The organism is Nostoc sp. (assembly GCF_036917775.1).
Classification (GTDB): domain Bacteria; phylum Cyanobacteriota; class Cyanobacteriia; order Cyanobacteriales; family Nostocaceae; genus Nostoc.
On sequence record NZ_JBALEQ010000151.1, the window covers coordinates 1 to 12932 of the forward strand.

General features: G+C 41.3%; 9 protein-coding genes. 4 read left to right on the forward strand and 5 right to left on the reverse strand.

The genetic code is table 11. From position 1 onward, the window contains the following. Positions 1 to 114 precede the first annotated feature (114 nt). On the forward strand, positions 115 to 513 hold the full coding sequence (locus V7K69_RS30105; protein ID WP_335041433.1) for a hypothetical protein: 399 nt from the start codon (positions 115 to 117) through the stop codon (positions 511 to 513). A 103-nt stretch (positions 514 to 616) separates the two neighbouring features. Here the strand turns inward: V7K69_RS30105 and V7K69_RS30110 are convergent, their stop codons facing one another. Beyond that, positions 617 to 1081, reverse strand: a complete 465-nt coding sequence (locus V7K69_RS30110) for a hypothetical protein (RefSeq protein WP_335041435.1) — start codon at positions 1079 to 1081, stop codon at positions 617 to 619. A gap of 156 nt (positions 1082 to 1237) precedes the next feature. Here V7K69_RS30110 and V7K69_RS30115 point away from each other — a divergent pair, with 156 nt between their 5' ends. Next, positions 1238 to 1405, forward strand: coding sequence for a hypothetical protein (locus V7K69_RS30115; protein WP_190971617.1), 168 nt, complete (start codon positions 1238 to 1240; stop codon positions 1403 to 1405). Here the strand turns inward: V7K69_RS30115 and V7K69_RS30120 are convergent, their stop codons facing one another. Continuing rightward, complete coding sequence (locus tag V7K69_RS30120; protein WP_335041449.1) at positions 1406 to 1600, reverse strand: DUF1392 family protein; 195 nt, start codon at positions 1598 to 1600, stop codon at positions 1406 to 1408. It abuts the gene before it with no gap. 461 nt (positions 1601 to 2061) lie between these two features. Here V7K69_RS30120 and V7K69_RS30125 point away from each other — a divergent pair, with 461 nt between their 5' ends. After that, positions 2062 to 3993 carry a S9 family peptidase gene (locus V7K69_RS30125; RefSeq protein WP_335041439.1) on the forward strand — a complete coding sequence of 644 codons (1932 nt, stop codon included), beginning with the start codon at positions 2062 to 2064 and terminating at the stop codon, positions 3991 to 3993. Between the two features lie 7 nt (positions 3994 to 4000). Here V7K69_RS30125 and V7K69_RS30130 read toward each other — a convergent pair whose 3' ends face one another. The 3 genes from V7K69_RS30130 to V7K69_RS30140 all read right to left on the reverse strand — a co-directional run bounded on the left by V7K69_RS30130 (position 4001) and on the right by V7K69_RS30140 (position 8280). Further along, on the reverse strand, positions 4001 to 6277 hold the full coding sequence (locus tag V7K69_RS30130; RefSeq protein ID WP_335041441.1) for an FdhF/YdeP family oxidoreductase: 2277 nt from the start codon (positions 6275 to 6277) through the stop codon (positions 4001 to 4003). A 17-nt stretch (positions 6278 to 6294) separates the two neighbouring features. Then, the gene (locus V7K69_RS30135; protein WP_335041443.1) at positions 6295 to 6675 is read right to left on the reverse strand and encodes an ASCH domain-containing protein; all 381 of its coding nucleotides are present in this window, start codon (positions 6673 to 6675) and stop codon (positions 6295 to 6297) included. A gap of 198 nt (positions 6676 to 6873) precedes the next feature. Continuing rightward, positions 6874 to 8280, reverse strand: coding sequence for an ATP-dependent DNA helicase (locus tag V7K69_RS30140; protein WP_335041445.1), 1407 nt, complete (start codon positions 8278 to 8280; stop codon positions 6874 to 6876). Positions 8281 to 8730: 450 nt separating this feature from the next. Between V7K69_RS30140 and V7K69_RS30145 the strand changes: the two genes are divergently transcribed. Next, positions 8731 to 12732 carry a beta strand repeat-containing protein gene (locus tag V7K69_RS30145; RefSeq protein ID WP_335041447.1) on the forward strand — a complete coding sequence of 1334 codons (4002 nt, stop codon included), beginning with the start codon at positions 8731 to 8733 and terminating at the stop codon, positions 12730 to 12732. Positions 12733 to 12932 lie beyond the last annotated feature (200 nt).

The following is a 12932-nucleotide window of genomic DNA, read 5'->3' on the forward strand; positions in this document are numbered from 1 at the left end:
TCAATGTAATTCAGTATATTGCTCATGCTCCTGTACCAAAATCACTCTTTAATGTTCTTTTATCACAGAATGATACTATTTTGGAGATGTCTAATGATTATCTTAGGACGAAAAGTGAATATCGTCTCTACTCAGATTCAGTTTGAGTATCTTGAACAAACTATTGAACGACTGGCGAAACTTGCTCAAGGCAATCGCGCTTTTAGAAATGCTTTTAAATTAGGTGCTGCTAATAGACTTGTAAGTAGGATTCTTGAGAATCGCGATCAACAGAAAAATCAAGGGATTTCTGGAACTACTGAGTCAGTTGCAGTACCCGCCATTATCGTGCAAGCGCTCTATGAAAAACTAGAATCTGAGTTAGAAGTATATCTAAATAATGTGAAATTTAAACAAATGGCGTTACCATCGTGTGGTTCAAAAGACGGATATTTCTCTGGTATATCTGCGGCTGATTCTGTCTCTCTTAATCGCCAAGTTAATAGCAGTCAACAGCACTATCTACCAGGTTAATTAAGACTTATCACGTCTGCTAATTAATCTTTTGAGACATTCCTAAACTGCCCAAAATCTCCTTTGGCTATTGGGTAGTATAACCGAAAGTTAAAGATAATTTTTAGGGATTGCTCAGACGGGCTAACATCCCTAAACCTAAACCAAAGATTAAGGTAAGTCTCAAAATTAGCACAGTGTGCAACTGACTAAAAAATGGAAGTAATTGATTTTTTACTGCGACGGAACTAAAAGCACCAGCCCAAGCGATACTTAGTACTACCAATAAAACTACATATAACGTTATTCCTCCACTAAAAGCTAAAAGTAAAATTCCAGTTACACCGTGGCTTAATATGTAACACCAACCTAAAGTTTTAGCCCAACTGATAACGCCAAAAATTTTCCAAGCAAAAGTGCGAGTCAATGTTAAAGTCAAAAATATTAAAGTAACTCTGGATAAAGTAAAGGCACTGCCCTGCTGTAAAGCCTCATCCCAAACTGCTGTCCAAGCAAATAACCAGCCTAGCATTACATAGCAAGAGAAGCTAAACACCAGTTTTATCCAAACAATATATATTGCAAACATTTCTAAATTAACCTTACTTATTAATAAATATTTGAACAAATAGTATTTAATATATGAATCATCAAAATAATCCATAATAACTCGTTATTAGTGATAATGATTCTTGTAAATTATTGAGCAACAGTTTATAATATTCTATAAAGATGATAAAGAAAAATGATTAAGCCTAAAAATGTGTATCGCGGACACTCAATGGAAAAAGTTGGTCACGGTAAAAGAGCGGAATTTAAAACAACTATCAACGAAAAAGAATGGTCGGCTGTGACTGAATTAGAGGTAAAAACAGCAATTGATACTTGGATTGATGAAGGAGTAGAGCCTTAGTTATTGCCTGCATAGCTTAAAAATGCCCTGGACAATCCGAATCGATAGCCCATCACCGTAAAATCGAAACTCGACCAACTCACCTAGTCGAAACATAGGTTTTTCTTTAGTGTTCGGTTGTAATTTGCCTGTGCCGACGCAAGGGAAACGCCACGTAAACTGTAGGCAAGATTTGCAATATTTATATAGAGGTATAAATAATTATTAAAGTATAAACTGAATGCTGGTAAAAGATAATTATAGTAAAATTATATACTCTATTGATGTGAATAACTCAGTAGAGTATTTTTGTGAAAGTGTGCCAACGTAAGCGATCGCCAATCATGCGCCCTTGTTACAACCGTCCCTCCACAGCCTGCGATTGTTCTCTTGAGGTCAAGGGTGTTGTATTGGGCTTAGTTTAGGGACTTCCAAAGAAAAAAATATTCCAAAACTGACGCAAAAACCTCTGTATTTCTCCTCCCTCTGTGTTCTCTGCGCCTCTGTGGTTCGTTTATTTGCATAATTTATTTCTTGGAAATCCCTAAGTGGTGTTTATTGGGGGAATTACTGTTCTTCGATCACCAGACATTACCATAGCGGGTCTAAAATGATTATCTTAGGGCGAAAAGTGAATATCGTCGTATGATTCTTGGGAACAGGGAGCAGAATAAAGCGTGATCAAAGCAGAAGTAGCGTCTTACGGATGTTGGCGATCGCCTATAACAACAGACCTAATTACCGCAAGTACAATTGGGTTGGGACAAATTGCCCTCTGTGGCGAAGAGATTTACTGGAGTGAGTTACGGCCATCAGAGTCAGGTAGAAATGTCATAGTGCGGCGGGATGCAGATGGTAAAATCCAGTCCCTCACGCCTAGTGGCTTCAATGTGCGTACTCGTGTGCATGAATATGGTGGCAGTTCCTTTCTTGTGGTGAATGGCACTGTTTACTTTTCCAACTTTATTGATCAACGCCTATATTGTCACCAGAGCGATCAAGAGCCGCAAGCCATCACCCCAAAAGCTGCCACACGCTATGCAGACGGTGTTTTTGATCGTCAAAACAACCGAATTATTTGTGTATATGAAGATCACACAGATGTGACAAAGGAGGCGAGTAATAGTTTAGTCGGCGTGGAACTAGACGGAGATCATAAAATCCAACTATTAGTATCTGGAAATGACTTTTATGCTTCGCCTCGCCTTAGCCCGGATGGTTCACGTTTAGCTTGGCTGACTTGGAACCATCCTAATATGCCTTGGGATGGGACTGAACTATGGGTTGGGGAATTAAAGGCAGATGGTTCTTTGGGAAATACTCAAAAAATTGCTGGGAATTTAGATGAGTCTATTTTTCAGCCACAGTGGTCGCCAGATGGTAAGTTGTATTTTGTTTCTGACCGTACAGGTTGGTGGAATATATATCGTTGGCAAGATGAAAATGTAGAAGCGCTAACTCAGATGGAAGCAGAATTTGGTCAGCCGCAATGGAATTTTGGGATGTCCACTTATGCTTTTGGGTCTGCTAACCAGATTATTTGTACTTATACCCAGCAAGGCATTTGGTATTTAGCAAGCCTTGATACACTAACATCTAACTTAGAACTAATAAATACGCCCTACACAGATATTAGCTCTCTCCACGCGACCTCTAACCAGGTGGTTTTTCGTGGAAGTTCGCCAACTAAATTAGCAGCAATTGTCCGTTTGGATCTGACAACTAAAGAGCTAGAAGTACTACGGTGTTCTAGTGATGTAACTATTGATGCTGGTTATCTTTCTTTACCTGAAGCCATTGAGTACGAAACATCTGATGGCAAAACAGCATACGCCCTTTTCTACTCACCTCTAAATCGTGACTATACGGCTCCTGAGACTGAAAAACCGCCCTTGATTGTCAAAAGTCACGGTGGCCCCACCGCAGCAACTTCTAGTAGCCTCAATTTTAGCATTCAGTATTGGACTAGCCGAGGAATAGCGGTTTTGGATGTAAATTATGGTGGCAGTACAGGATACGGGCGGGAGTATCGGCAACGGCTTTCTGGGAATTGGGGAATTGTAGATGTGGATGATTGTGTTTTCGGTGCGCGTTACTTAGTGTCACGGGGAGATGTAGACGGCGCTCGTCTAACCATTTCCGGCGGGAGTGCAGGTGGTTACACAACACTTTGTGCGTTAACTTTCCGAGATACTTTTAAAGCAGGAGCCAGCTATTTTGGTGTCAGTGATTTGGAAGCTTTAGTTCGGGACACACATAAGTTTGAATCCCGGTACTTGGATCGTCTGGTTGGCCCTTATCCACAACAGCGTCAGATTTATCAACAGCGTTCGCCAATTAACTTTAGTGAGCGTCTAGCCTGCCCAATGATTTTTTTTCAGGGATTAGAAGATCGAGTAGTTCCGCCCAATCAAACTGAAGCAATGGTTACAGCTCTAAGAACAAAAGGTGTACCTGTGGCTTATGTTGCTTTTGAGGGTGAAGAACATGGTTTCCGCAAAGCCGCAAACATTAAGCGTTCTTTGTCAGCAGAACTTTACTTTTATTCACGAATTTTCAATTTTGAAATTGCCCAACCAGTTGAGCCTGTAGTCATTGAAAACTTTTAGCTCCAACTTAACAAGTTGATCGCGGCTTTCCGTACACTACCACTGGCACTCGTTTGTAAGCAGGGGTACCGGAAAGTGTTTCTGTTCTGGCTTTAAAAATGACATTCACTTCGGGATAAAACATTAACCCTGCGCCTTCTCGCACAGCACCATAAATCACTTCCACGTTCTCTAGTTTGTCGGCATCGCCCTGTACTGTGACGCGATCGTGTTCGGCTAACCCAATCTTTTCTGCATCCATGCGATTCATCAAAATGCAGTGGCGATGGGGCATTCCTCGGTATTGATCATCGATTTTGTAAACCACCGTGTTGTGTTGGGAATAGCTGCGTCCAGTCATTAACGCCAGCACGAGACTATTTGCTCTTTCATCAATACCAAAGTCTTGAGGTTGAGGTAAAGCCAGATTCGGCAGTGGGGTAGTCAACATTTTTGCCTTGCCTGACGGCGTTTTGAAGTGGGGTTCAGTGACGATGCGCCCGGAGATGATGAACTCTTCACTGGTGTCGTCAATCGTCGCAATTTTTTCATAGCCGGGAATAGTTGTGGCAATCAGTTGCCGCACGTAGCGAGTATCTTGCAGTTTGCGCCATTCGACGGGATACTCACCAAGCAAGCGATGTGCCAGTTCAGTTAAAAACTCGACTTCAGAAATTAAATCTGCATTCTTCAGGTGAGTTTTACCTTCATCATTGAGGCGCACAAAGTTGTTACCCGATTCAACGGTGGTTTTGTGAGGGTTTTCAAATCGGTTGAGGACGGGAATAAGGATTGTGTTCGTTTTTGCCAATCCGTGAAAGTGCCCAATATTGGGTTTAGTAGCAAGATAGATGATGGTGTCGATGTTACCCAATGCCCGTTTTGCCTGTGCTGAGTCAGGATTAGCACCATAGAGATTACCACCTACACAGATGAGACTATCCACTTTGCCCGCTTGGGCCGCTTCGATGAGGTCACGAGTGTGATAACCCTTGGGTAGAGAGAGCGTTCGCCCTAACAACTGCTCCAACGCTTGCTTAATTTCTTCTTTGAGCTTTACGGTGACACCCATTGAGCCAAAGCCCTGCACGTTGGAATGTCCCCGCACAGGCATGACTCCGGCTCCTATTTTGGCAATTTGACCGCTGATTAATGCTGTATTCGCGATGCTGTAGACGTTATCGACACCATTTGTATGTTGCGTAATTCCCATTGCCCAACCAAAGACTACACCTTTTGATGTCCCGATAATGGTTGCTGCTGCTTCAATTTCTACTTTGGATACGCCGCAGGTAATCGTGATAATTTCCCAGGAGAGCGATCGCGCCTGTTCTAATACTGCTTCCCAGCCTTGGGTGTGTGCTTGCAAAAAGTTGTACTGCACAAACCCCTGTTCAATTAACGCTTTCTGGATACCCACAAACAGCGCCACATCACTACCTGGAATCGGCTGAAGATATAATGAAGCAATGTCAGAACCAGGGATCAGAGATTTAACTGGGAATGCCGGAGAGCCAAATTTTACCAATCCAGTTTCCATCACGGGATTGATCACAATCACTTTGCCACCTTTGTCTCGCAGTTTGATCAACTCATTCATCAAACGTGGATGATTGTAAGCGGAATTTGCGCCTGCTAACACTACGCAATCTGCCTGCTTCAAGCTTTCCAGGCTGACAATTGAAGTGTTAGTGCCAAACATCTCCTTGAGTGCGGTTGTGGAAGGAGCATGGCACAGATCTGAACAATCTGCCAAATTATTGGAACCCAGGGTTCGCAGTAGCAGTTGTAGTAAAAATGCCGCTTCGTTGGAGCCGCGCCCGGAGCTGTAGGATGCAACTCGCTCTGGTGGTTGAACAAAGGCAGCCCTGGCGAGCGCATAAATTTCATCCCAAGAAATGCGCTGATAATGCTCACTACCTGCCCGTAGAATCACCGGGAAGCTGAGTCTTCCCAACCGATCCGCTTCTAGAGAGGATAGCTGTTGTAGGTCAGTAATTGTGTGGGAATCAAAGAAGTGGACTGGAACCGGAGGTTGGATTTCTGCTGAAATTGCTTCTACACTTTTCATACAGCGTTGCAGTTTCTCACCCGCTTCATTGGTGAATCCACCTTTTTGTCCGCCAGTCCCCCAGGAGCAGGATAGACAAGCACTCTTGTGAAATAGGGTTTTCCAAAGATGTGGCCCCTCTGGTGACAGTGTATGCTTTGCCCAATACTCAATTACAGGCAACCCACCGCCCATTTCTGGGGTGTTTTCATTAGTTTCGTGGAAGGGCGGTTGGGGCCCATAGTTGGTATCCATCTAATTACAGCAACAAATCAGTTCATTTTGAGCAACTTAACGCAATTTACAGCACGGGAAAATTCCTCATTAGGTAGATTTTCGCGATCTCTACAAGTAGGGGTAAGCATAACTCTCTCTATTAGCAGTGGTGTTGGCGCATTCCCGGCTAAAAATTTCTTCAAAGCTTGCCGTTGTTTGGTGACTTGGCCGCGACGTAAAGAGATTAACTCTGGGATTACTACCCCCATGCCTTGACAAAATTCTCTCGCTAGCTGGTACTCTTTCTGAGTACAAGTCTTGGCTGTATGAATCAGAATGTCGCCGCGATAATGAATGGGCCAGCCTCGGTTTTCTATATTTTTAAGAGCATAAATTATTGCCCATGCCCAAGGCTGACGAACGGATAGCGCTTTCATGTGGATGCTCCAAAAAATAAATCCAATGATTTAAATTGGGATTCTGATATTTCGTAGTAATGTAATAGTTAATTTGATTACTATTAGCCTAGTGAAAACTTTTGCTTTTTAAGGAATAAAGACATTCTCACGTTCCTAATGAGGTGTTTAGACATGAGAATACATGCTAATTCAGGATTGGGATAATATTATTTAATCTTACCACTTACTATAGCAGTAAAGTTGTTGCGAAGCCCGACTATAAGCAACATACAATAACTTATTCCGCATCAGATTATCTCGGCAGCCAAAAATATTTGATGTATCAACAAAGCAATTAGTAAATGTTCCCCCTTGAGATTGATGTACAGTAATTGCATAACCGTATTGCAATCGATTCATTAAGCTGCCTTTCACTAATAAATTGTAAGTCTCCAAAAACTCGTAATACTCTCGCCAAGCATAGCTTCTTTGATTTGCAGCTAACTGAAATATTTCTTTCTTGGCATTATTCACTGCATATTTAATTAAATCCCAAGAATCAGGGTGAATTATTGATAGGGATGCTTCCTTACCCAGATCATTCTTGATTTCAATCCGATAAGTTTTAAACGGACTATGCACTAGATGATGCCTACTACCAGAGAATTCTTTAAAATCTCTTACTTCGCATTCAGCACAAGAATGCATAAAAATTTCTTTTTGTTCCCCAGAGTCGGCATTTAAGAAAATAGGTTCTTTAGCAAAGAGAATTTCTCCAATCTCTATTGGTTCAGCACCCGGATAAAGTGCAGCTCGAATTTGCTGATTCAGATTGTTAACTTGATTATTAGTCCATGCCAAAATCTTGGCTGAGGAGCGAGAAAATTTATAAGCATCGATAGCTGCTGCTATCCAAGTATCAAATTGCATTTTCTCAATATTTCCCTCACTCTGTAATCGTGGTGGAAATTGAGAGTTTAAATTTTGGCGGAGTGCAGTTACATAAGTAGCGATTGCCCCCTCGTACCTCATGACTTGTGTTAATTCCATTCCCAAAGGCAACTGGAAGATTGGCGAAGAATCAACATTATCTTCAATCGGTGGTAATTGTGCTGGATCTCCCATAAAAATAGTAGGAGTCCGCGAAGGAATTAACTTAAAAAGTTCTTGCCCTAACATGGAAGCTTCATCAACTATTACTAAGTCAAATTCGTGATAATAAGGCTCTCTAGAGTAAGTATTTGGTTTAAGTCGCTGCTTTCCATTTTCATCATATTCTCCTCCAGGCATAACATGAAGTAAGCTGTGGAGAGTTGAGATATGTACAGTAAGACCTGCCTCTTGAGCCATTGCGTCCAATACATGTCTTGCTTTATGCGTTGGAGCGCACAAAGCAACTCTTAAACCAACATTTTTATTTTTATCTAAGTCTCGTGTTTTGAAGCAATCCTGAAACGATTGAATTACTCGCTGTACTAAAAACGTTTTTCCTGTACCTGCATAACCGCGCAATACAAATGGCATATCAGGGTTAGAACCATACCAGTCATGGATTAAATCAAACGCTTGCATCTGATCTAAAGATAATCCTTCCCGATGCTTACTTTTGCTCCAGCCAAAGTTAATAATTGTTACTGGTTTCAATTTATTTATCTCCTAAAATGAGTTCTTTTATGTAATATATTGTACTGAAAAAGCGATAAATTGTTGAATCTTGCAGTTAATTAGTTCAATATTTTTTTGTTTAGTTAAATGTTTGACAATGAAATTTATATAATTCCCCAACTGTCTAAAACGTTCATTAAAGAAACTTATTAACAGTCGTCTCACTACTAAATCGGCTTTTCAAAACTGAAACTTCAAAAATGCCTTTAATTAACGAGCAGTATTCTTAATGATGTTGATGAGTTACACAATATCCGACTGATTCATGTAACATATTCACCTTTTCTGCAAGTTTTGGGTACAGTTTCATACCTGGAGAATGCAATCGCCTCATTGCAGAAAAGTGCATAATTAATAAATATTTGCTTATGTACGATCCAAAGTTGCAGTTCTGTTAGATACTTAAGCAAATCGGATAAATAGCACCAGATGACGAAAAACTACAGATTACACAGGTGTTTGCAGTTCGGATTGGCAGGGTTGCTGGGCTGTTTAAGTGTAAGTCTCCTAACTAGCAAAACCCAGGGACAGCAAAGCAATATCGTGCCTGATAACACACTTGGCTCTGAGTCCTCCCAAGTTATAGGCAACTTTCAGGGACTACCCATAGAAGTAATTACAGGTGGTGCAACTCGCCAAATCAATCTTTTTCACAGCTTTCAAGAATTTAATATCAGCGAGGGACGTGGGGCTTATTTTTTTAGTCCTAGCGCAGATATTCAGAATATTTTAGCGCGGGTGACAGGTAGTAACCCTTCCGAAATTTTGGGTAGACTGGGCACATTTGGTAATTCCAGCCCGAATTTATTCTTGATAAATCCCAATGGGATTGTCTTTGGGAAAAATGCCAGTTTAGACGTGCAAGGTTCATTTGTGGGGACGACTGCGAACGGGATTCAGTTTGGCAATCAAGGTGTTTTTAGTGCCACAAATCCCCAAGCAGCGGCATTGTTGACTATTAATCCTTCAGTATTGCTGTTTAATCAAATCCAAGCTTATGGTGGAATTATCAATCAATCCCAAGCACCCGCAGGTACTAATCTCATCGGACAAGATGTTACGGGTTTGCGAGTTAGTGATGGTAAAAGTTTGCTGCTCGTTGGTGGAAATATCAATATAGATGGCGGGAGTGTTCGCGCTTATGGCGGAAATGTTGAGTTAGCAGGTTTGGCTGCACCGGGAAATGTGGGATTGAATATTGCAGGTGATAATCTGGGTTTAACTATACCAGAAAATGTACAACGTGCCGATATTTCGTTGAGTAATGGTGCAGAAGTTAATGTTCGTGGTGCGGGTGGCGGAAATATCAAAATTGAAGCTCGAAATGTAAATTTAGCAGGGCAAAGTATACTCAGAGCGGGGATAGATATAGGTTTAGGTACTCTCAATACTAAAGGTGGAGATATTACTATTAATGCTACAGGAGATACAACGTTAACAGATGAAAGCCTCATTTCTAACGTCGTGCAAGAAAGAGCATTTGGTAATGCTGGCGATATCAATATTACAACTGGGACATTGACGTTAAGCGATGGTGGAAGAATCAGTGCTAGTATCTTTGGACAAGGCAATGGAGGAAATGTCAATATCAATGCTCAAGGTGATATCAGTTTTCGTAACTCAAGACCAGGGGAACTTAACGGAATTTTTTCCCTGGTAGATGAGGGTGCAATAGGTAATGGTGGAAACGTTACTATTAATACTAGATCCTTGGAAATAAACGATGGTTCGGAAATTCAAAGTATCACTAGCGGAAAAGGGAATTCTGGTAGTATCATCATTAATGCTCGTAATAATATTTCGTTAGATGGTAATAACGGTAATAGATTTAGCAGGATTATTAATAATGTGCAATCCATTATTGAAGGTAATGCAGGTAATATAGAAATCACGACAGGTACGTTAAAAGCTACTAATGGAGCGTTTATTGCTAGTAGTATGTTTGGCAAAGGAAATGCTGGAAATATCAGCATTAATGCCCTTGATAATATAGTCTTCGATAATAATAGTGATGTTAGTAGTGAGGTATTTAATGAGGGGGTAGGTAACGGAGGAAATATTTACCTGAAAACAGGTTCATTCTCGTTAACTAACGGTAGTCAAATATCAACAAATGTATCAGGACAAGGTAATGCCGGAAATATTACCATTGAAGCCTCTGATAATGTCAAGCTAGACGGTGTTTTCATCGACGCGGGGAAGTTTGATCTTAATGACTTGGATTACGATAAATCCAGTGGTTTGCAAAGCGACTTACTGATTGGAGGTGTCGGGAATGCAGGAAACATTCAAGTTACCACAGGATCACTTTCTGTTACTAATGGTGCCAACATATCTGGCACTACTGCTGGAGTAGGGAATGCAGGAAATATCACTATTAATGCCCGTGATAATGTCACAGTTTCAGGTTTTGGAGGTAGGGAAAAAGTTGGTAGTCTAGTATCAACTGAAGGTGTTAAAAACGCGATAGGTAATGGTGGTGATATTCGCATCAGTGCAAGTAATTTACTACTCAAAGGTGGCGGACGACTAGATGCTATCAACGGCGGACAAGGAAACGGTGGTAACATCTTTCTTGATGTTGGCAATAATATTACTTTTGATGGAATTGGCGGTAATGGTTTGTCTAGTAGTGCAAATACACTAACATTCAATGGTAACGCCGGAAATATTCAAATTGAAACAGGATCGTTGTTTTTAACAAATGGCGGTACGATATCTTCTGTACATCTAGAAAGAAAAGGCAATGGTGGAAATATTACCATCAATGCTCGTGATACCGTCAAAATTGATGGTGTCGTCAAGGGTGGAACTTCTGGTCTTGACAAAATTGCTATTAGTAATTTATCTAGTTCCTTGGTGAGTGGTGAAGGTAAAGGAGGTGACATCGAAATTACAACAGGGTCGCTTTCTGTCACCAACGGTGCATTCATTTCTGGAGCCACAAATGGACAGGGAAACGGAGGTAATATCACCGTCAACGCCGGCGATACAGTAACTTTGGATGGTGGAGAAAATGGTTTATTTGCTTCTGTAGGCACTAGTGCAGCAAACAATAGCGTGGGGAACGCTGGGGATATCCGCATCAACGCCAGAGAATTATTTCTAAAAAATGGTGGTGGACTCGCCGCTTTTAGTAGTGGTCAAGGTAATGGTGGTAATATCTTTATCGATACGCGCAATGCTGTAATTATCGATGGTATTAGTGGTAAAAAGGCGACTGGCATTTCTAGTTCTTTGTTCGCTGGAGGTGTTGGCAAAGGTGGGGATATCCAAATAAAAACCAACTCTTTAAGACTAAGTAATGGTGGACTACTTGCTGCTAGCAGTCTCGGTAAAGGTAATGCAGGTGACATTATAATTAATGCTGATGATGCTATTGGTATTGATGGTGTCGGCAGTAATGGAAGTTCAAGCGGTGTTTTTACTACCTTAGAAGGTGAAGCTGAAGGTAGAGGAGGCAATATTAACCTGACAACAGGTTCTTTATTTTTAACCAATGGTGGAATAGTTAATGCTAGTACTTTTTCTAGAGGTAATGGGGGCAATATTACCATTGATGCACGCGGTCGCATTTTAATTGACAGTGTTAGCAGCACAGGTTCTTTTAGCGGTATTTTTAGTACAGTTAATGCAACAGGTGTAGGCAATGGAGGTAATATTAACCTGACAGCAGATTCTTTATTTTTAAATAACGGGGGAATCAGTTCCAGCAGCTTTGGGCAAGGGAAAGCTGGAGATATTAATGTTAATTCTGGTTCCACAACACTTGACAACCAAGCAGCTATTGCAGCAATAACCAACTCTGGTGATGGTGGAAATATTAATTTAACTGCCAGCGAACGCTTACTATTGCGTCGCGGCAGCGGAATTTCGACCACCGCAGGTACAGCAAAATTAGGTGGCGATGGTGGTAACATCAATATCGATTCAAAATTTATCGTCGCCGTCCCCGAAGAAAACAGCGAGATCGCAGCCAATGCTTTCACAGGAATCGGTGGAAAGGTTGAAATTAATTCTCAAGGTATTTTCGGTATTGAGTCACACCCAAAACCAACTGAGAAAAGTGATATTACTGCAAGTTCGGAACAAGGCGTTGCTGGTGTAATCAACATTAACGCACCCGATACGAGTTCCATCCAAAACAGTTTTACCGAATTACCCCCAGTCATCGACACCAATGCACTCATCGCCAATAGTTGCATTTCACGCGGCACCAAGCGACAAGAAAACTCTTTTACCATCACAGGTTCTGGTGCTTTGACCCCTAATCGTCCAGGCGTTTCGGTTTCTACTTACACAACTGGTGAGGTGAGAGGTGTAGAAACTACATCCCGTCCCTGGAAAAAAGGCGATCCGATTATAGAACCAATTGGTCTATATCGACTGAATAATGGGCAGTTACTATTGAGTCGGGAATGTTCTAATTAAATATTATATGCGGCTTCTAACCGCCACTTTCACGTTAAGTAAGTCGGTGCTATAGCAATCCTATTTGATTTGGGAACACCGAGAGGCTCAGATCCCCGACTTCTTAAAGGATGCTGTTGGCGAATAGGGGGTCTTACCCCCTAATAAGGTTAGGAACAGCTAGTAAGAAGATAAAACTAATGGAGTTCTTGTGACATCTG